The sequence below is a fragment of the Streptomyces purpurascens genome, from assembly GCF_045040895.1.
Classification (GTDB): Bacteria; Actinomycetota; Actinomycetes; order Streptomycetales; family Streptomycetaceae; genus Streptomyces; species Streptomyces purpurascens.
Window position 1 is genome coordinate 9,167,317 of the sequence record NZ_CP108341.1, and the last position, 20,799, is coordinate 9,188,115.

Consider the following 20,799-nt stretch of genomic DNA (forward strand, 5'->3'; position numbering starts at 1 on the left):
GAGTCTGGGTAGGAGGTTCTGTATGTCCGAGCTGTTCGACGCGGTCGACGCGCTGGTCTCGTCCCGCTCCACGCTGCCGCCCCCGGCGGAACGCAAACGGCTGCGCCAAGCGCACGGTCTGACGCTGGATGAGGTGGCCGCCGCACTGCAGGTGCGGCGGGCGACGGTCAGCGGCTGGGAGGCCGGTAAGACCGAGCCGCGGCCGCCGGAGCGTGATGCCTACGCCCGCCTGCTGAAACAGCTCGCTCAGCTCTACCCCGCCAACGTCCCGGTGCCTTCTGGGGACACGGCGGTCCCCGGGACGCCTGCCGTCCCGGCCGTTTCTGCGCCATCGGTCGCTGAACCAGCCAAAGCTCGCACCGAACCCGCAGACCGGATCCCGGAGCCTGTTTCCGAGGACACCGCGCTGCGCCCCGCCGCTGTGCCGTATCCGGTGACCACGACCAGGCCGACATCGCGTCGGCCGCCCGCGCGTAAGACCGTCCCCGTCGGCAGCCCAGCCGGTGGTGTCGATACGCGGTTCGAGAACGGGCCGCTCGCGGTCGTCGACGTCGACGCAGATGGTCAGGTGCGGGCGTACTGCGTCGGCGGCCTGGTCCTGGGCGTACCGGCGAAGTCGATTGCGGCCCTGGTGGAGTGGACGCTGAGCGAGGGGCGGCTCGGTCAGCCGAAGTTGTCCGGGCCGGGCAAGGACGGCGATCCGCTGCTCGTACTCACGGAGGCTGCGCTGGAGCACTACGGCCTGCCAGTCACGCTCACAAAAGAGGAGCGCCTGGCCGGGCGGATTCCGGAGAGCCACAAGGTCATCAAGCAGTTGACGCGCGCCAACTGGCAGCTGACGAAGCGTGGCTTCGGACCATGGGCGAGGATCTACCGCCCCGCGCAGGGTTCGGAGCGGGCGTGTGTGCAGTTGTGCATCCCGTCGTGGGACGCGCTCGACACCCGGCACTGGGCCAACACGGGGCAGCTGCCACCGGCGGATCTGGCCCGGCTGCTGGGCACGTATGCGGCCCGGGTGATGACGCCGCGCGGCTCCACCGCCGTCACAGGCCTGGAGCTGATGACCGCCCTGCATCCGCCGACCCGCGCCTCCGAACCCGATGAGACGGGGAAGCGGCACTCCGAGCACAACCCCGGCTCGCTGGGCAAGGAGCCGGTGGACTGCGCACCGTGCGAGGCCCCCGACGGCCACCCGCTGCTCGCAGACCTGCCGCGTTTCCACCACCGCACTCCGGCGGAGGTCCTGGTGGAGGAGGCGTACGACTGGGCGCGCCCGCTCACCGACGCCGAATGCCTGCGCCCTCACCTGGTGGGCATCGATGTGAACATGGCCTTCGCCGCCGGCGCGAACGGCCTCACGGTCGGCCTGGGCGCGCCGACGCACGTCAAGAACCCCGTCTTCGACGCGAAACTGCCCGGCTCCTGGCTGGTCGACCTGTCCCACGTCGACCTGTCGAGGGTGAAGGTTGCCAAGGACAAGTGGGCGGAGCTGGACGGCAGTCTGCTGCCGAGCCCGTTCACGCCGAAGGGCGAGCGCCCGGCGGGTCCGGCCTGGTACGCGACGCCGACCGTGGCGTACGCGGTGGAGCTCGGCTACGACGTGACGCCGATCGAGGCGTACGTCCGCCACGACAACGGCCGCTACCTGGACGGCTGGTACAACCGGCTGCGCGATGCCTACCTCGCCACGATGGCCGACCTCGGGGTGGGCGCCGACCTGGCGCCGGAAGAGTTCCTCGCAGCGATGGACGGCTACCGGCAGCGTGACCCACAGCTGGCGGTCGTAGTGTCCGCGATCAAGGCGACCGTGAAGGGCGGCATCGGCAAGCTGCGCGAGCGCCCGCGCGGGGAGGGCTGGAAGCCCGGGCAGCCGTGGCGGGCCCTCGCCCGGCCCACCTGGCGCCCCGACATCCGCGCCGCCGTCATTTCCCGGACCCGGATCAACATGCACCGCAAGATCGTCAAGCACGCCGCCTTCACCGGTCAGTACCCGGTGGCGATCCTCTCGGACTGCGCCGTCTACGCCTCCGACGGGCCCTCCCCGCTGGACTTCCTTCCCTACCGGGACGGCAAGCCGCTGCCCGGCGGCTTCAAACTCGGAGTCAACCCCGGGCTGGTCAAGCACGAGGGCACTCAGAGCGTGCTGTGGGGCGAGGGCGTCCGCGAGCGGTTCAACGCCCCGGAGCTCAACCTCGCCCGGTACATCAAGGACGGCACCGTCACCGACGTCGACAGCGGGGAGTAGCAGGTGATGAGCCTGTTCGGGGACGGCCTGGACGCCGCGGTGCAGAAGGCATTCACCCGCCCGGCACCCAAGAACGCGGGCCCGCAGATGCGGTACCTGGTCAAGCAGCTCAAGGGCACCAAGGCGGTCGCCCAGATGCTGCGGATCTCGCAGCGCACGGTCGAGCGGTACGTGAAAGACCAGATCAAGAAGCCCCGCCCGGACCTCGCCGCCCGTTTGGAGGCCGAAGTGAAGAAGCGGTGGCAGCCGCAGATCCGTGCCCAGGCGCGGCAGAAGGCGGCGACCACCGGCGGCATCGTCATCGACACCCGCGCCCGGATCGGCTACACCGCGCCGATCGGGACGACGGACGAGGACCGCCTCCGGCACTTGACCGTGGCGCTGCCGCCGCAGTACGCCGCCCGCCTCTTCGACGCCCAGGAGCAGGGCGCCAGCGACCAGCAGCTCCAGCAGATCGCCGCCGAAGCGCTCAAGGAGGTGTACTTCCAGGACAACGGCCGCCGCGCCGGCCAGCTGGAGTCCGTCCGCTTCACCGGTATTGAGCACCTCGAGTTCGACCTGTAGATCCCGAACAGCCGCGAGCCCCGCCGACCGTTCGTCTGCGCGCCCGTCAACTCCATGGTTTCGTAGGTGGGAGCGGACAACATTTGTCGGCGGTTTCCGGCAGCACTTAGCGATCACTCGGGTCGGAGATGTCGATGAGAAGTGACAACACCGGAGGCCGCAACTGATCCATGCCGTGTGCCTGAGTGAGTTGATCTAGACCCGGACTTGAAGGGCCGGATGGCGGTGGGGAGCTGGCAGTGAAGGGGCGTTGCTCAGACTCACACGTCGCGCTGCGAGGCGCCGAGCACACGTCGTTCTTCTCGACCTTGATCTGCCTACCAGGTGACCGGGAGTTCATGGACGCCGTAGACCGTCATGGCCGACCGCAGTGGCACTTCCTCGGGCGCGACAGTGAGACGTAGTGCCGGGAAGCGGCGAAGCAGTGCGGGGAGGGCGATGCGCATTTCGGCGCGGGCCAGCCGCTGCCCGAGGCACTGGTGGAGGCCGTGACCGAACGCGAGGTGTCCGGCCGTGGAGCGGGTGAGGTCAAGCGCGTCCGGGGCGGCGAAATGGTCAGCGTCCCGGTTCGCCGCGGAAAGTGCGACGGTGACGGACTCGCCAGCCTTGATCAGGCAGCCGTGGCTCTCGATGTCCTCGAGCGCGACGCGGACCACGTGCTGGATGATCGTGAGGTAACGCAGCAGCTCCTCGACCACCGCAGGGGTGTCTTCCTCCTTGTCGCGGACCTCGGCTAACTGTGCGGGGTTGGCCAGCAGAGCGAAAGCGCCCAGCGCGAGCATGTTCGTCGTTGTCTCATGCCCGGCGATCAGGAGCAGGAGCGCCAGTCCGGCTCTCTCGTCCGCAGTAAGTCCCTCGTGCGCAGCGAGCCCGCTGAGCACATCTTCCTCTGGCCAGGAACGCTTGTGGCGCAGCAGGTCCCGCAGATATGCCATGAGCTCCCTGACCGCCTCTTGCCGGTGTTCCGCTGTGAGGTCGATGTTCAAGAGCGTGGCGGCGTTCCGCTGGAACCCCTGCCTGTCGGAGTAGGGCACCCCGAGCAGTTCGCCGATCACTTGTGACGGGATCGGCAGCGCGAATGCCTTGAACAGGTCGGCCGGGCCCCCGGCGAGCTCCATCGCGTTCAACTGGTCATTGACGATCGCTTCGATCTCCGGTTCGAGGAGCTTCATCCGGCGCACCGTGAAGTCACCGGTGAGCAACCGCCGATAGTGGTCGTGCTCGGGCGGGTCCATGCGGAGGAAGAATCCCGGCGGCACGGGCGTCCTTGCCGGCTGGGCAACCGGTGAGCGCATGTGGTCCGGGCGGACGCTGAATCGGGGATCTGCCAGGATCGCCCGCGCTGCGGCGAAGCCGGTCACCAACCACCCCTGACCGCCGTCGACGTAGGTCATCCGATGGATTGGGCCGAGTCCCTGCCGGCGGTGCAGTTCCTCGGGCGGGTCGAAGGGGTTCTGGCGGGCCGTGGGCATGACCGTTGCCGGGGATGTGCTCTCCATCGGCCGCTCCTCGGTCGGTACGGACCTCCCGATAAAACAGCACTCGATGCAAAACGTCAATTAATGCAAAATTGCATCACATGCGGTAGGGTGCTGTCGTGACCAGCGACCCAGGGCTGCGCCAGCGGAAGAAGATGCGCACGAGGCAAGCGCTCATCGAAGGCGCCCTGCGATTGTTCGCCGAGAAGGGTTACGACCAGACAACCGTGGCGGAGATCGCGGCCACCGCAGACGTCGCGACACGGACCTTTTTCAGCTACTTCGACAGCAAGGACGACATCGTCTTCTTCGACGACAGGTCGCGGCTGGAGCGCGCGGTCGAGATCATCGGAGAACGGCAGCCCGGCGAACCGGTGGCCGACCTGCTGCGGCGCGTCATCGACCAGAGTGTTTTCGCGGACACGGACTCGGAGTTGGCGCGGAAGGTCGGCCCGGCTCGGACCCGGCTGATTGCGTCGGTCCCGGCACTTCAGGCGCGCGAATTGCACCTGCTGTTCGACATCCAGCTGCAGCTGACCGAAGCGCTCCACCTCGCTTGCCCCGAGCTGGACCTCGTCGAGGCCGCCGCGGCGGTGGGCTCGCTGGTCGGGGCGATCAAGGTCGTCGTCGCCGCATGCCAAAAGCGGGGCAACCGGCCGGAGCAGACCTACAAAGCCGTTCAAAGGGCCACCGACATCGCGATCGACGGCCTCAACTCGCTCCCCCGCCCGGCTTAGCGTGTTCAGCGCACGCGCACTCGGTCGTGGCATGGGTAGCGGTGAACGCAGCCTCTGGCCGGTTTTTGGGGCTCGGACGGGTCAGCCTGAGACTGCGCTCTGCGCCCGGGCGGCCCGGGTGCTGGCGAGCCGGTAGGAGTCGGTGCCGGTCTCGATGATGTTCCCGCCGAAGGTGAGGCGGTCGACGATGGCCGCGCAAAGCCGCGGATCGGTGAATGTCTTTGTCCACCCTCCAAACGACTCGTTGGAGGCGATGGCGACGCTGTTCTTCTCCTCCCGCTCCGTCAGCACCTGGAACAGCAGCTCAGCGCCCCTGCGGTCCAGCTCCATGTAGCCAAGTTCGTCTATGCAGAGCAGATCGACGCGTCCGTAGCGGGCGATGGTCTTGGTCAGGATCTTCTCGTCCGCGGCTTCGACCAGCTCGTTGACCAGTTTGGTAGCGAGTGTGTAGCTGTCGTGGTTCGTTCTTTCTGATCGGTGGCCGGAGGGTTGAGCTGGGCTGATCAGTTGGCTGGTTGGGTCTGGCGGTGTGGTGGGTGCTGGCGAGGTGCTTGGCGTTGCTTGCGGGTCCCGACTGGGCGGGCCTGTGAACTGCGGAGTTCGTGCTCTGGGTTGGTCTCGTGGGTGTTGATCAGTTCTGTTGGCTGGTCGGTCAGGTGCACTGGGCGACTGTTGTAGCGCCATAGCGGTGCGTGGCCGTGGATGCCGATGGTGGTCATCAGGTGTTGTTGGTGGGGGTGGAGCTGGTCCCAGGTGTGTTGTTGGGTGCGGATCCATTTGGTGGTCTGGTTGGGGAAGGGCATGCCGGTGCTGTAGTAGGTGTGGGCTTGGTGCCAGCTGTGGTTCCAGGTGGCGCGCCAGGGTGGGTTCCACCACGGGTCGAGGGCGGCGAGTTGCGGGTTGTGGGGCCAGGGCCGGCCGGTGCGTTTCACGTGGGCGTGGGCGGCTCGGCGTTGTTTGTACAGCCACCATCCCAGGGGGAAGCCGTCGTGTTCGGTGCGGTAGTCGGCTGAGGTGAGGTGTCCGTGCTGGGCGGTCCAGGCTTGGGCGTAGGGCAGGCCGGCCGCGAAGGCGCAGGGCGGGTTCTTCAGCCGCGGGCGGACTGGGCGGGCGGGCTGGGGAGTTTTCGGTGGTGGTGCCAGCGCGCGGGCGCGTTCGCTGGGGAGGCCGATCTCGGCGAGCAACTGTTGCTGCTCGGGGTGGAGGCTGCCGTAGCTGGAGCACTGGGTGAACAGCCATTTCGCTGTCGCCGACGGGAGCGCGTTGAGGTCGGCCGTGGTCGTCAGGGAGCGGCCGGAGGTGTGGGTGCGGGCGGCGAGGTAGGCCTGCTGCCAGCGCAGCCCTCCCACCGGGTTCCAGTGGGGATCGATGGCTTCCAGGGCTTTGATGCGGTCGGCGGGCAGTTTTCCGCGGCTGGCGCGGCGGCGTTGGGTGCGCAGCCAGGCGCCGAGGCGGTAGCCGTCGTGGCGGGCGGGTTCGGCAACGGCGAGGTTGCCGTGCTCCTGGGCCCAGGCGTGGGCGTGGGCGAGGCCGGCAACGAAGGAGGCGGCTTGGGTTTTGCGGCGTGGTAGGGCGGTGCGGGCGCCTTCGGAGGTGAGGCCGAGGCCTGCGAGGAGTTGCTGCTGGCGGGGGTGGAGGCCGTCGTAGACGGCGCACTGGCTGTACAGCCAGTGTCCGGTCCAGTCCGGTGTGTTGAGGAAGCCCTCCTGGGGGGCGAGGTTTTGGCCGGGGGTGAGTTGGTTGCGGGCGGCCTGGTAGCGGCGTTGCCATTTCATGCCCCAGGGCGGGTTCCAGTACGGATCGATGCGGGCGAGGTGTTCGTCGTGCGGCCAGGGGGTGTCGAAGAGGTCGCGGTGGAGGTTGGCTTGGTGTCGTTGTGTGGCGAGCCAGCGGCCGAGGGGAAAACCTAGGTGGGGGGGGCGGTGCGGGGGAGGTCGAGGGCGCCGTGCTGGGCTGCCCAGTCCCGGGCGTAGTGCAGCCCTGTTTCCATGGCGGGATGCCGGGTGGCCGGGTTGGGCACGGCGGTGCCTGCGACGGGTTCGGTGAGGCCGAGGCGGGCCAGGAGGTGCTGCTGGCCGGGCTGGAGGGCGGTGTAGTTGACGCACTGGGCGTACCGCCACTGCCCGGTGCGGTCGTCGAAGTTCCGGAACCCGGCTTGGGGGTCGAGGAGGGTGCCCGCGGTGACGGCGGCGTGAGCATGGTGGTGCTCGCGCTGCCAGTCGGTGGGCCAGGGCGGGTTCCACCAGGGGTCGATCTCGGTCAGCGTCTGGTTCAGTACCGGGTCGAGGTGGCCGCGCCGAGCACGTACCCGCTGACTGTGCAGCCACTTGCCGACCATGAAGCCGTCTTGGCTGGCCGAAGTGGGGGCGCACAGGTGTCCGTGCCGGGCGGCGTAAGTGCGGGCGTGATCCAGAGCGGTGTGGCGGACGGCCTTGATGTTCTTGCGCCGGGGCTTTGCCACACGCGCTCGCTCGGGTGTGATGCCGATTTCAGTGAGGAGGCGCTGCTGCTGAGGGTGGAGCTGGTGGTAGTCGGTGCACTGGTCATGCAGCCACTCTCCGAGGCCCTCGGGTGTACCGGGGAATCCGAGCTCGGGAGCCAGGGGGTGTCCTGCTCGGACGTGCGCTTGAGCACGGTGGTAGATGCGCTGCCACCACAGGTTCCAAGGCGGGTTCCACCACGGGTCGAGGGCGTCGAGGGTGGCGGCGCGTTCGGGAGCGAGCTCAGGTCCTGCGGCCCGCTGGTTGGCGAGCCACAGGCCGACGGCGAAGCCTTCCATCTGCACCGTGTTGGGCGCGCACAGGTGGCCGTGCTCGGCGGCGTAGGCACGGGCATGGCGCAGCCCACGTGCGAACCCCCGGGCCGCGTCTTCGGTGCTCTCTGGGAGCGACGCAGGCTCGGGCTGTGCGGGTGTCTCGCCCCGGTCACTGCTTTTCGCCAGGAGCTGGGAAACCGGGGAGGGCCGGTGAGGCGGGGAGACGCGCCACATGTTCCGCGTCTTCGGTATGTGCCCGGCTTGACTGCGGACGCAGGCGCGCACCCAGGCGTTCAGCGGCCCTGTCGTGACCGCAGTGAGGCGGTCGGCGATCCACGGCCGCCCAAGCCGCCGGGCCAGTTCGCCGACGAGGCGGGGGACATCGGCGAGCGAGTGCGGTTGATGCCGGCCCGCCTCGTTGAGCAGCAGCTGCTGCACACCCGCATCGGCCAGGGCCGCGGCCAGCGTGACGGCTTCCGGATAGGTCACCGCATCCCGCGCCGCTACACGCCATGCGAAGCCGTTGCCGTGAGCCATCAGCCGCAGCCGGTCGGGCCAGAGGGTCTCGTCCGGCCAGGCCTCGTCCCACCACGACGCTGTAACCGCCTGCGCCACAGCGAACGCTTCGCCGGCGTGCGGGGTGCGCCGCAGCAGCCGTGCATGACGGCGCTGGGCCGCTGCGATCTGCGGCACGTGCCGCACGTCCAGCTGCCCAGGGCCGGCCGTCGCTTCGTCGACGACGGGTGTTTCCAGCATCCCGCACTGGTGCTTGACGCATACCCGTGCGTGCGGCAGGAGGTAGCGGCGTGCCTCTTCCCCGCCCTGTGTGGCCCTCGCGGTGCAGGCCCGGCATCCGGGGCCGGTCGGCGGGATCGTGGCTGCGGTGCGGACCCAGGCGGCCGGACCGCTTCCCAGCCTGCTCGAAGGAACCTCCCGGCCCCAGGCGGGAAGGGCACGGCGCAAGTGTTCTTCGGGCATGCGGCAGAAGGCGGCGACCACCGTCCGGGCCTCGGTGTTGAAGACGACTTCGCCGTCGGGCCGCACGGTGAAGAGGTTGGGACGCCGTCCCACGTCCACGAGTGCCCAGATGAGCTCTTTGGCCGTGAGCCGGTAGCGGGAGGCGACTCGGCTCATGTAGGACAGCGTCGTCTCACTGTGCAGCGGCGCTACCCGCACCGCGCCCAAAGCCCCTCTGTGCCCCGAGAGTTCGGGCTGCTCGCGCTCAAGTGGCTGCGCCTGCTGTCCGCTGGGGCCTGCATCACCGCTGCTCCGACCTCCCTCAGGATCCCGCGCTGTGGCTGCGCGGGCGAGGGAGGCGTTTTCGCGGCGGGCGGCCTTGCTGTTCGGCCCGGATGTCGAGCTGGATGCAGGCCAGGAGCTTCTTGGTGATTTTTTCGCTGCCGTCGAGCAGGGCGGTCAGGGCGGTCAGGGCGGCTTCGCGGATGAGGTGGGAGAGGCTGCCCATGACGCCGCCGGTGCGCTGGTGGAGGTAGTCGGCGTGCTGCGCCAGGGTGTGCGGGGTGTGGTGGCGCAGGCGCAGGGCTTCTTCCATGTCGGTGACCAGAGCGCGCCAGATCTCGCGTTGCTCTTCGGTGGCGCAGGGCAGCGCGGTGTTGCGGATCAGGGTGAAGCGGCCGGCGAGCTGGGCGCCGCGCGGCCCGGTCAGCAGGGGAGAGGCTTCGACGTCGACGCCGGCGTAGACGAAAGTGGCGGGGATGCGCTCGCCGAGGTGTTTCATCTGGTCGGAGGTTTCCGCGCCGGACCGGGTGCGGGTGTCGAGCAGGTGGACGTCGTCCACGAGGACCAGCTTCGTCTCCAGGAGGCACAGCAGGTGGCAGACGGCGTCGGTGATCTGTGCCTGGTTCATGCGGGCCGCGATGGGGATGCCGAGGAACCGGGCGAATTCGCTGACCAGCATCTTGGGTGTGGAGGCCGGTGGCACGGCCAGGAAGACCACGGGCAGGCGGTCCATGCGGTCGGGGTGCCGGCGCTGCTCGGCGAGTTCGAAGGTGCGGCCCATTTCCAGCAGGGTGGTGGTCTTGCCGGTGGTGGGCGGTCCGGAGACGATCAGGCCGCGGCGTGCGGTGCCCTGCTGACGGCGGTTGAGGAGCATCAGGCGCCGCAACGACAGGGAGATGCGTTCCATGGCCGGGGTGGTCAGCACCACGAACCGGGAGTGGTAGTCCAGCCGTTCCTCCAGCGACCAGTCCTCGTCGGCGGCCGGATGGGGCTGCAGCGGGGGAGTGGCGACGAACTGCTGCCAGCCGTCTCACGTGGTCGGCGGCGCGTACGCCGCGGCCCTCGCTCCGTCGTGAAGGGTGCTGTCGGCAGGGGCGTCTGTCACCACTGTGCTGCTTCCTGGTAGGCGTCATAGATCCGGGAGGGACGCGGAACTTTCGTTGAGGAGTCCGGCCGTTCGTCTCCGGCAGGCACATCGGCGTCAGCGGGGCCGGGCAGGCTGTCGTCCTCGTCCCAGCCGTCCTCGAACCTGTCTCCCCTTGCTGATCCTCTTCTTCCAGCGGCGTGAAGGCACCCACCAGGCCGTAGGAGAGGGTCGGAGCCGCCACGGGGTCCGGGACCGCCTGCGGCACGGCCGGTCGGGCCAGGGACGCTGCGGCGCTGGCGCGCGCCGCCACCGTCTGCTCGCGGCGAGTCCCGGCACCGTTGCTCGCACGCCGCAGGAGGCGATCCAGGGCCTGAGCGAGCTGCCGCTCGTGCTCGACGCGGTCGCCGCGGCGCTCGACTGCGGCACGGACGTGCTGCCAGGTGAAGTCGGTGAAGGGCAGGCTGACACAGCCGCGGTGGATCCACGGCACCTCTTCCCAGCCGGTGGGCAGCCGCACCCAGATCTGATTGGGGTCGTAGGGGTTGTGGTGCACCTCCCATCTGCCGTCCGGTGCACCCGATGGGTCCCCGCGGTGCGGATTGAGGACCTTGTGGTCGTAGGTGCGGTAGTCGAAGCGGATGCCGTAGTCGTTGATGGCCACCCGCTTGATGGGCATGAGCTCGATGTAGTCGTCCGCGCTCAGCGGCACCGGGATATAGCCGGTGACTCCCACGAGCGCGCCCCACATCTCGTTCGGCGACAAGGCGAGCTTCGGTGCCAGCGGATGGCGCAGCGACGCGTGCGGGCGGTGCTGCCAGTCGGTGACCAGCCACTCATCCAGCAGGTCCTGAACGTGCGCAAGCGTCCAGCACGCCTCGTCCTCAACGCGCGTGCCGCGCCGGGTGACATCCGAGCCGCTGTAGCCGGCCACGTACTGGGAGAACCGGTCCCCGATGGTGCGGAACGTCCGCTCGACATGGCCCTTGGCCGGGCCGTTGGCCGGCGGCGCCGGCTGAACGGACACCCCCAGGCTCTCGCACGCGGCAATGAAGGAATGGGAGATAAACACCGCACCTTGGTCGACCACCACCGTCTCCGGCATGATCACCGGCCGGGCCGCTGCTCCTTCCAGCCGCGCATCCAACGACACCAGCCGCTCATAGGGGATGACTGACCGGGACATCGCCAGGGCCGTCTCCCACCCCGGGCGCATCCGCATGGGCGTGACCATCTGCGCCAGCAGCACCGCCGCATCCACCGATCTTGTGCCCACCGGACGCACCACCGCGGCACAGATACTGCGCGCCACGTCCAACGCGATCGATAACTCGACCGACCCCGTCACCCCGTCGGCGAGGACAACCAGCACATCAAGCGGCGTACTGTCCAGCATCACCAGCTCACCCGGCCGCAGCGTCACGGTCGGGGTGAAGGGAGGGGCCGGCCGCGACGTGCGCCGCCGCTGCTGTGCCGCCGACCCCAGCAGTCCATGGCCGTCGGCGAGCGCGTGCACCAGCCGGTTGAACGTCGTCACCGGCGGTACCTCCACCGCGCCGGGACCATGGGTTTCCTCCAGAACCCACCCGACCATGCGCCGCAGCCGGCTCAGCGTGCCACTGGAGCGTTCCCGCTGTGCCTCCAGCACCTGAGTGATCGCAGCGACCACACGCTCATCGGCCCGTCCCACCACAGAACGCCTGCGCGCCGTGCGCTGGTCGACCAGCCCCCACAGCCCCTTCTCGCGGTACCGGGCCCGCATCCGCCGCACGGTCACCGCACTCGTCGGCTGCCCCGCCGCGGTCAACTCCGCTGCCTTGGCCTCCTCCCGTTCAGCCACATTCCGCTGCGCCGGATCGAACTCCGCCCGCGGCACACCGCCCTGCCCCGGCACAGGAAGGCCGGTCTCCACCTCGCGTACGTGCCGCTCCCAGGCCTCAGCACGCTCGCGTGCCTGCACAGGCAGTTCCTCCAGGAGCCCGAACGGAGGCACCCGGGGGCGGGCCGCTCCGACGAGTTCGAAGTCAGGAGCGGCGAACAGATAGCTCACCAGCACCGTTGCCGTGGAGTTGTCCGAGTCGACCAGCCGGGCACGGGCCCCTTCGAGCATCACGACCGTCCAGGAGCGGTCCTCGAACCGCACCTGGCTCCCCACCTCGAGTACTGCCGCCGTCACGCAGACGCCCACTCGCCCGGGCCTGCTGTCACGGTCACCTGTTCATGCAAGGGATCGTTCAGCGGGGCTGACAGTGCCCCGGTCCATAGGGCATGGAAGAGGGCTGGGAGAACCCTGATGGTGTCCCCGAGGTCACGTGCTCCTTCGATCAGCGGCCGAGGACGGGCAAAGACCTGCACCGCCTCTTCCATGAGCGCGGTGTTCCGGTAGCGAGGGTGCCGGTATCCCGACAGCCAGCCCAGGTTGGCGGCGACAACCGGTTCGGGAGGCGAGGTGACCCTGTACTGCCATCCCACCGCTGCCATGACGTCAGCACGGTGTGCGAGCCGGGGAGAGATCTTCCCTCGTCCGGCACAGTCGAGCAGCAGACCGCCGCCATCGCTGAACCGTGCCATCAGGTGCGGCGCATGCGACACCACGGTCCCCTCAGATCCCCGCCAGGACAGCTCCACAGGGCGGCATGCCATCGTCATGACCGAAGGATCACGGTCCAGCAGCATCACCTGGGTGCGCATGACACCCGACCCGTAGTGCACCAGTCGCCCGGTCGTTGCCGACCACCACCAGCCCGGCGCGAAACGACGGCCAGACCGCACGGGAAACGGACGTACCGGACCGCAGTCCTCCAGACGAACGACACGAGCGGCCTCGCCCCACGGCATCCGCTGTTCTCCACCGTACGGATCCAGGAACCGGGCGCTGTATCGACAGGGATCAGCGACCGCCGAGTGCGCCGAGGAGCCTTGCTGCCACATGCACCTTCAACCGATGAGCATCCCATCAGGTAATGGCCACGTGGCGGCCTGCTCCCTCACACGCATTCCAAGCCCTGGTCAGCGAACGCGTGCCGGCGGATCTGACGGCACGGGGCAGCCGCCTGCTGGGGGACTGGTCCAACACCAACGCCGGTGATTCGAGCGGTCGCCGCGTACGGCTATCGTCCACCAGGACGTCCCCGGTGGGAACACGCCGCCGCGTCGATGTGTAGCAGGGAGCGCGTCATGGTGCGGGACGGCGCGGACAGCTCCAGGGCACGCTGCTGGCTCTCGTTCGGGCGGCGGGTGTCTGCGAGCGTGGTGAAGGCGTGGCTGAGGCGGACGTGGTGCTTCTGCTCGCCGTACGTCAGCCACGTGTCTGACCGCTCGCCCTCGGGGAGCCGCTCCATGAGGGCGCCGGCGAGTGCGGCGTGGGCCTGCTCGGTCTGTTGGTGACCTGCGGCCTGGCGGGCCTGGTCGGCGAGGCCGGCCCCCGCCCTCGGGGCGCCGTAGTTGAGCGGCACCATGGCCTCCCGGGCAAGCACCCAGGCGTGCAGCTGGGAATTGCCGGATTGGGCGGTGGCGAACCAGGCGCGGGATTCCCGGCGGCTGCCCAGGTCGTACAGGACGATCGCGGTCATCCCGGCCATCTGTCCGGCCGTACGCACAGCCGCGACCCTACCGACGGTGGGCTGCGGGACGGTGAGCAGCGGGCGCAGACCGGCGAAGTCGGCGATCAGGTTGGCCAGGACGCGGGTGGCCGCTTGGCCGTGGTAGCCGTACCCGTAGCTCTCGGCTTCGGCCTTCGGGTCGGCGAGTTTTGATGGTCAAGCCGTATTTATGCGGCTCAAGTCGAGCGGAGTCGGGAGGGTCATGCCCCACGAGACGATGATGTTCGATGGCACCACGGCCTTCTCGATATCGGCACCGGAAGCTTTGATCTCTTCGGGGCCGGTCAGCTTCAACCCACACAGGGGGCAGTCCAGAAGGTCCACCGTTACCTCTGCCCCTGTGGTGGTCGAGCGGATTGGTGTCACCCGGATATGTGCTTCTCCACCACATGCAGGACACGCGAGAGTGGAGATCAGCACGATGAGCTTGTCGTCTTCCCCGGACACCGCGACGGCGTGAGGGCCTTCGACGGGTTCCTTGAGTGCCCTCTCTTTGGCGCCTTCAGGTAGTCCCTTGAACCGGTCATCGAAGAGGTGTTGGGACTGCTTGATCCGGACCTCAACGTCCCGCTGGATCGCATCCCGCTGCTTGTCGACGGCCACGTGGACCGCGCTGATCCAGCGACCCCAGAACTGCTCAGCCGGCATGTCGACGGCCTTCAACAGGATTGCGATGGTCTCGGCAAGTGTCGGCAGCAGAGACCTGGCCTCGTCGCCAACAGTTGTGTGTGCGGTGCCGTTCCGGAGGTCGATCAACCGATCGAGTTGAGGATTAGGCGGGAGCACCTTTATGCGCCGGAGCCGTTGGAGGGCCTCCTTGGCTCCGACAGTGCGGACCTTGTCCGGGTCCAGCTCCACATCACCGCCGAAGTACAGCAGCAGATCTGAGTTCCCGTTGCGCATCTCTACCAGATAGGTCGGGTTCTTCTTGACCAGGACAGCCTTGGCGAGCCGCTCGACGGCAACGCCACCGTGGAGAGCGAACTCGTCGTACTCGCCGCGCCCGTGGTCCTCCATGGCCTTGTACGCGGCTCTTCCGGCACCCGTCAGGAAGCTCTCGAACGAGAGTGAATCGTCCATGCCAGGACGGTAACCGCACCTGTATACAGGTGCGATCGAATTCGGGGCATCCCCATTGAGGCCGCTTTCACCCATGTCCCTAACTGGAGTTGCGGGTGATGGAGGGCGGCATGGGCCGCGCTCGCCGGTGTTGCGCGTCGGCGCCGCCGCTGTCCGAACTCCGGCGCCTGGTCCTCGCCGTCTCCTCCGTACTACGGCCCGAGTGCGGTGACCGTCGTACGGGGGAGACGCCACCGGCCACCGGCCACCGGCCTCGGGACCGGGACCACCATGTCGGCGGAGATCGGATCAGCGGGTGCGCCAGTTAGCGCTGCTGGATCCACCAGATGATCCACCCAGTCCCGCTCGCGCCCACGGCGCCAGCGGAGCCGCGGACGATGCCGTAGCCCGTCGTACGGGCGAGGGCGCGCAGACGACGGCGGCGACCGCCGTCCAGCAGCTGCAGCAGCCGGGCCCGGATCTCGGACCGGATGTGACGCAGCTTGTCGTTGCCCTGGTGGTGCCGGGTCGACGTCGGTCGGTCGGTGCCCTTAGGCTCGTTGAACATGCTGATGGTGCCTCCTTGGGGAGTGACTGTCGGTTTCTTCACTGGACGGCTCCCTGCTCCAACAGGGGGCCGTCGCCCGTTTGCGGGGCGGCGACCTGCGCCATGCCCGACCCGTGTTTGCGCCGGACCGGGAGTCGTGGGGCCGGGTCGCCGCAGCGCCCGGCCCTGCTCATTTCGGGGCCATCGCCCCCGAGAGCACGGGGACACCGGAGGCGATCCGCAGCGCGGTGTCGGCGACCCCCGCTGGACTCCAGGCGGCGGCCGCCGCCTCCCGGTCTGTCTTGTTGACGTTCAGGTCGAACGGCGCGGCGAGCGCCCAGCGCACACCCGTGCTCTGGCCGAAGATGGAGGAGCCGTCCAGATACTGCTCAGTGAGGAACTCGTACAGCAGCCCTTTCGTCTTCAGCTCCGTGATGCCGCGCCCGACGGTCGCCGGGGAGATCCCGTACCAGGACGCGAACTGCTTGTCCTTGTACAGGACGAAGGACCGGCTGCGCTGGCTCATGAAGATGAACAGCATCGCCTTCGCCGGCATCGTCAGCGACTTGTAGTAGTCCTGCTCCCAGTACGCGAAGGGCACCTTGAAATAGATGTCCTTGCGGGAGCCCTCCCAGTTGCCTGACGGCAGCGTGTACGGGTCCCCGGAGCCGTCCTCGTGCAGCTTGATGATGCGGGTCATCCGGCCGTCCGGCGCCGTGCTGATCAGTTTCAGCTTCTTCAGCTTGGCCAGGTGCCGGGAGACCGCGGCGCTCGCCGTGCCGTCGGTGGCGAACGAGATCCCTGCGGCGCGGCCCCATGTCTCGGACCGGCGAGTCACGCCCCAGTCGCCGTCGACGCGACCGCGCGGGAGTGGGCCCCGTGCGGCGACGCAGTGGACCAGGAGGAAGAGCTCCAGCCGCTCGGGGCTGCGCAGTAGGTGACGGAGAGGGCCGGGCCGCGTGACCAGGCGAGGGCCGGGGACAGTGTCCTGAACGAACGCGCGCCGGATGGGGACAGCACGGCTGGAGCGCTTGGACTCGTCCAGCAGCATCCGTATCGTCTCGCCCTGGCTCACGACCTTGTCCCGCTTGAGCACGGTCAGTTCGGTGTTCACAGGCCCAACTATGCGCCCCAGACAGGGCGGTTCGGGTGCCGGATACGGGAGCGCACGCCCGGCCGGACGCCCGCTCAGCTCGGCTAGTCGGAAAACATGAGATAACAGATGACCCCGATAGGAAACTTTTGTTCACCAAAAGCCGCAGGCAGGCCCACATCTGATGCTCGGAACCCTTGCGTGTTCAGCTTGCGACCTATGGCGTTCTGGACGTCAACATTTGATAATTTCATCTCATAACTCCGTGCTCGGGAGGAGACGACCCACGAGTGGGTCCCGCATCGGCCCGGCTGACCTAGACGACGTCCGCCCGCCCGTGCCGACAGCACGAGGCCCAAGGCCTTTTGAAGGGAGGGCCCGGGGTCCGGCGCGGTGGGGAGGGAGCAGGCGGAGGCTTTCTCAGTAGTCGTCTCGTTCGGAGGGCGGTCCGTACTGCTCGATGAGGTCGCAGGTGCAGGTGCCGCCGCCGTACAACGGTTTGTCGCACTCGGCATGGTGGTGCCGGACCGGCGGCTTCGGCGGCGAGGGCCGTACGGAGCCGCCCTTCGTCGGCTGGGCCGGGACAACCTGGGCGGTCGGCGCCGATGCCGCGCCCGCCCAGTCGACGCCCAACTCAGCCAGGGCCGACCGCTGGTCCGCTGTGAGCTTGTCCCGCCTCGCGCGGGCGTTCGATACCCACACGCCCAGCTTGACGGACACCGGTTCCGCTTCGCCGTTGACCACGATCTCTTCGCTGTGGCCGCGCGGTACCGGCCGCTGGCCCTCCCGTTCCACCCACTGTGCGAGGGCTGCCAGGCCGCGCTGGAACGCCTGCTGCGCCTTGCTCGGGCCCTTCGCCCGCGTGGCTGCCGGGGCGCCAGACGGAGCCTCAGCGGGCTTGGTGCCCAGCCTGGACAGTCGCTCCTGCTGTTCGTTCGACAGCTGCGCCCATGTACCCGGCTGGGTCTGCCGCTGGAGCCACCGTCCGATGTCGTCGCCGTCCATCAGCACCCCGGGTGCGATGTCTGGCAGGTGGCCGTCGGCGTCGACCAGGTCGGCGAGGACGCGGTAGTGGCGCTGCCAGTCCAGCGGCCACGGGCAGTTCCAGTCCGGGTCGATGGCCGCCAGCTGCTTTGCGCGGTCCGCCGCCCGCTCCGTGTCCTTCCCGAGGCCGCCTTTCCTGCGGAGGTTGGCCATGTGCTGCCCGACCGGGACCAGCTCACCTTCAGCGTCTCCCCACACAGCGTCTTGCCTCGGGGCCATGTGCCCGTGTGCACGGTGGTAGGAGCGCAGCGCCGCCAGCTTCGCCTCCCAGGCTTCCTCGCCCGGTTCCCACACTATTCCGGCTTCGTCGAGCAGCTCCTTGCGGTGGGAGTCGAGTTCACCGGCGCGGTACGCGCGCCGCTGCTGGTGGGTCCAGCGCCCCAGGGGGAAAACGGTGACGCCCAGCTCGGTCTCGGTGTCATACGGGACCGCGTGCAGACCGGTGATGCCGTTCTCCTCCCGCCAGCACAGCAGGGCCTGGTAGCCCTCCAGCCACACCAGCGACTCCGGCCGGTACACGCGGGTGCGCAGGAACGCGGCGATGGTGCCGGCGTCGCGCGGGCTGGAGAAGTGGAGCAGGGCGGACTCGGCAGCGGCCTGCGTGTCATCGTGCTCCTGGTCCTCGCCGCCGGTCCCGACGATCCGGCCCTCCTCGTCGCGCTGGACGTGCACCCGCCGCTGCTCACGACCCCGGGACAGGGCGCGCGAGGCGAGCTGCTCGACCAGGCGTTCATCATGACTGCGCAGGCCCTGAAGCACCGCTACAAGGGGTGCAAAACTCGCGCTGGCCACCATGTCCTTGGGGTCCTCGCCGGGCTGGAGGAAGACCGGCACGATGATCCTGGCCGTCTTCTGGGTGCCGTCCGGATTCGGCCTGAGCGCCCGGCCGATGTTCTGCACGATCTCCACCTGGGAGCCGCGGGTGTCCGCGAAGCAGATCGCCTCGACTCCCCGGGTGCCGACGATGTCGATGCCTTCACCGAGAACGCGAACGCTTGCCAGGAACGCCCGGTGCACCCGCTTGCCGTCGGCGTCGACGCCGTTGGCGAACTGCGCCAGGACCTCGCGCCGCTCGGACACCCGGTGGTCGCCGCACAGCCACCCCGACCACACCCGGTCCAGCGGCACATGACGACCGGCCTCCAGCTCGTAGAACTCCGCGTCGATCGACGACTTCGGCAGTTCTTCCGCGGCCTCCAGGTCCTCGTCCGAGGCGTCGTTGGCGTACAGCCGGGCTGCCGTCTGCGGCAGCTTCTCCGCGAACGCGGCGGCCTCCTCGACTCGCTGGTGGAACGTCATCACCGTCTTGAGGTTCCACCGGGCGGCGTGCTCCAGGAGGGCGGTCTGCAGGAGCGCCAGGCGCCGGCCGCGCACGGCTTCCTCCGAGGCCCCAAGGACTGGCTGAGGATCGCGGATCTCCAACACGTCGATCTCGAACCCTGCCAAAATTCCGCGCTCGATGCTCTCCGAGAGTCCAAGCTCGAAAATCCATTCGCCGTAGGGTCCTTCGGGGTCGCTTCGCATCGAAGCGATCTCCAGTTCCTCACCGTCCTTGCCTTTCTGCGGCCGGGGCGAGGCGAGGATGCGCGGGGTCGCGGTCAGGTAGAGCCGGTAGTCGACCGGGATGCGGTGGTTGTCGTGGATCGCCGACCACGGCCGACCAAGATCACCAGTAGTTCCGTGGGCTTCGTCAACTACCGCGAAGTCGAACGGGGCCATCGACTGGCCATACAGCCGCTCCCCGCCCGCCAGAGCGGCCTCCAGCGGCCCGCGCACTTTCCGCCACCCCGACCAGTCCTCGGGGTCCTCACGGTCCACGAGAGAGGCGTACGTGGCGAACACCACCACAGGCCCGCGCCCGGCCCACAGCGCGAGCTGGATCGGATTGGTGGTGGTGCGCACCCCGAGCTGCTCCAGGACGTCATCCTTCTCCAGCGAGCACACCGCGACCATCGACCCCGTGTGGCCGACCCTGCGCCACGCCTGGGCGGTCTGCACGAGCAGATCGAGGGTGGGGACCATGACGAGGATCCGCCCGCCCCGGAAGCACTCCAGCACAGCCCACGCGGCCGTGATCGTCTTCCCGGACCCGGTCGCTGACACGACGGTGGCCCGCGCCCCCCGAGGGGGCACTGATGACCTTGCAGAGAATCCCACCCACCTACGGATACGCACATTCGCGTCCACCTGGTGGTCCCGTAGCTGAATTGCAGGCATTTCCTAGCCTCCCCTTGTGGCCTTCCCCCCCCCGGGTCGTCAGGCGGACTTGTGCGGGTGGTTGTAGGGCCGGTCATCCATCCATCGGCGGCCGTTGCACAGATGCCAGCCGCCCGGATCCTCACCCTCGGGTCTGACCCCCGGGTCGTAATGGCCGGCCTCACGCGTGCACCAGATGACGTCACCAGTGGAGTACTCGATCGTGCGGGCGTTGCACAACTGGCCGTCCTCGCCCAGGAGCTCCAGCACCCGGCGCCGCTCCATGGTGTGCCGGTGCGTCCGGTGCATTGCCTGGCGCGCGAAGGCCCGCAGCCGCTCCAACTCCCAAGCCCCGTCCGGCGCGGGCTTCCCTGCCTGTAAGCGGGCTGCCGCAGCCGCTCGCCCACGCTGCTGGAACCGGCGGTCGGCCGTGCGCACCAGGCCCTCACTCACTGCGACCACACCATCCGCCCAGCCCTGCGCGTACGACTCCCCCCGTGGCTCAGGAGGTTCCCAACTGCCTCGCTCCACATCGCCGTGGGCGCTTGCCAGGGCACCGGCCTCGATGGCGGACACGACCGCATCGACTTCCCTGGGCTCCAACCCGGCCACCTCCAGGAGCGCGTAAGCACGCAGTCGCGCGTTCCGCGCGCCCTTCGGTACTCGCCGATTCGCTGTTCAGGATCACTGCTCAACTGCATTTCTATAGGGTCTACGTGAGCTGTCATCAGGCGGTGACTCCCTCAGGGGGTTGGATTTTTCAGTAGTTGGGGGGTGTCCCGTGTTTCCACCAACGGTACATGCTGCATCAATTTGATGCAGCCACTACACTGGAACCCGACACGAACGAGTGCCCCCTCCCTCGCAGCCAGACTGGTCCGCGTTAGCGGACTCAACGGCCCTGAAGGCGCAGCCGGAAGGGCTGTCAGGCGGGGGAGCGCAGCGGACCCGCCGAGCAGGCTGGAGCGAAGCGGAAGCCTGATAGCGGGACGGGGGTCCCGCCGGTCCGGAAGCGCAGCGGACGGACCGGCACCCTCCTTGCGCAGCAAGGAGGGTGTGCGGGTGGCGCAGCCACCCGCCAGCGCTCCCGCGGAGCGGGAGCGCAACCCCCGTGCGCAGCACGGGGGTTCGCTTGCACATCGCGCAGCGATGTGGT

The 20,799-nt window shown here is 68.8% G+C and carries 15 protein-coding genes and 1 pseudogene; 4 read left to right on the forward strand and 12 right to left on the reverse strand.

The annotated features are described in order from the left end of the window. Positions 1-22: 22 nt before the first annotated feature. A complete protein-coding gene (gene tap, locus OHU35_RS41505; RefSeq protein WP_405504033.1) occupies positions 23-2,245 on the forward strand; it encodes a telomere-associated protein Tap in 2,223 nt (740 codons plus the stop codon). A 6-nt stretch (positions 2,246-2,251) separates the two neighbouring features. Next, positions 2,252-2,809 (forward strand): telomere-protecting terminal protein Tpg, encoded by a 558-nt coding sequence (gene tpg, locus OHU35_RS41510; RefSeq protein WP_405504031.1) that lies wholly within the window; start codon positions 2,252-2,254, stop codon positions 2,807-2,809. 317 nt (positions 2,810-3,126) lie between these two features. Here the strand turns inward: tpg and OHU35_RS41515 are convergent, their stop codons facing one another. Then, entirely contained in the window at positions 3,127-4,308 is a 1,182-nt protein-coding gene (locus OHU35_RS41515) for a cytochrome P450 (protein WP_405504029.1), read from the reverse strand. A gap of 98 nt (positions 4,309-4,406) precedes the next feature. On the opposite strand from OHU35_RS41515, the gene OHU35_RS41520 reads away from it, so the two are divergent. Beyond that, positions 4,407-5,024, forward strand: coding sequence for a TetR/AcrR family transcriptional regulator (locus tag OHU35_RS41520; protein WP_229873432.1), 618 nt, complete (start codon positions 4,407-4,409; stop codon positions 5,022-5,024). Positions 5,025-5,105: 81 nt separating this feature from the next. Here OHU35_RS41520 and OHU35_RS41525 read toward each other — a convergent pair. The 4 genes and pseudogenes from OHU35_RS41525 to OHU35_RS41540 form a co-directional block, all read right to left on the reverse strand. Beyond that, a pseudogene (locus OHU35_RS41525) lies at positions 5,106-5,477 on the reverse strand (ATP-binding protein); the annotation flags it as partial. Positions 5,478-5,527: 50 nt separating this feature from the next. Further along, positions 5,528-6,799 carry a helicase associated domain-containing protein gene (locus OHU35_RS41530; protein WP_405504027.1) on the reverse strand — a complete coding sequence of 424 codons (1,272 nt, stop codon included), beginning with the start codon at positions 6,797-6,799 and terminating at the stop codon, positions 5,528-5,530. Between the two features lie 131 nt (positions 6,800-6,930). Next, entirely contained in the window at positions 6,931-8,913 is a 1,983-nt protein-coding gene (locus OHU35_RS41535) for a helicase associated domain-containing protein (protein WP_405504025.1), read from the reverse strand. 145 nt (positions 8,914-9,058) lie between these two features. Continuing rightward, positions 9,059-9,946 carry a TniB family NTP-binding protein gene (locus OHU35_RS41540; protein ID WP_405509135.1) on the reverse strand — a complete coding sequence of 296 codons (888 nt, stop codon included), beginning with the start codon at positions 9,944-9,946 and terminating at the stop codon, positions 9,059-9,061. A gap of 1,376 nt (positions 9,947-11,322) precedes the next feature. Between OHU35_RS41540 and OHU35_RS41545 the strand changes: the two genes are divergently transcribed. Beyond that, positions 11,323-11,754 (forward strand): hypothetical protein, encoded by a 432-nt coding sequence (locus OHU35_RS41545; protein ID WP_405504023.1) that lies wholly within the window; start codon positions 11,323-11,325, stop codon positions 11,752-11,754. Between the two features lie 520 nt (positions 11,755-12,274). Here OHU35_RS41545 and OHU35_RS41550 read toward each other — a convergent pair. The 7 genes from OHU35_RS41550 to OHU35_RS41580 form a co-directional block, all read right to left on the reverse strand. Further along, entirely contained in the window at positions 12,275-13,033 is a 759-nt protein-coding gene (locus tag OHU35_RS41550) for a TnsA-like heteromeric transposase endonuclease subunit (RefSeq protein WP_405509136.1), read from the reverse strand. 179 nt (positions 13,034-13,212) lie between these two features. Then, a complete protein-coding gene (locus OHU35_RS41555) occupies positions 13,213-13,701 on the reverse strand; it encodes a hypothetical protein (protein ID WP_405504019.1) in 489 nt (162 codons plus the stop codon). 159 nt (positions 13,702-13,860) lie between these two features. Then, entirely contained in the window at positions 13,861-14,784 is a 924-nt protein-coding gene (locus OHU35_RS41560; protein ID WP_405504017.1) for a hypothetical protein, read from the reverse strand. Between the two features lie 304 nt (positions 14,785-15,088). Next, a complete protein-coding gene (locus OHU35_RS41565; RefSeq protein ID WP_405504015.1) occupies positions 15,089-15,331 on the reverse strand; it encodes a hypothetical protein in 243 nt (80 codons plus the stop codon). Positions 15,332-15,500: 169 nt separating this feature from the next. Further along, positions 15,501-16,424: a hypothetical protein gene (locus OHU35_RS41570; protein ID WP_391808917.1), complete on the reverse strand. Its 924-nt coding sequence runs from the start codon at positions 16,422-16,424 to the stop codon at positions 15,501-15,503. A 399-nt stretch (positions 16,425-16,823) separates the two neighbouring features. Further along, positions 16,824-19,664, reverse strand: coding sequence for a Helicase associated domain protein (locus tag OHU35_RS41575; RefSeq protein WP_405504013.1), 2,841 nt, complete (start codon positions 19,662-19,664; stop codon positions 16,824-16,826). Between the two features lie 39 nt (positions 19,665-19,703). After that, the gene (locus tag OHU35_RS41580) at positions 19,704-20,096 is read right to left on the reverse strand and encodes a hypothetical protein (RefSeq protein WP_405504011.1); all 393 of its coding nucleotides are present in this window, start codon (positions 20,094-20,096) and stop codon (positions 19,704-19,706) included. Positions 20,097-20,799 lie beyond the last annotated feature (703 nt).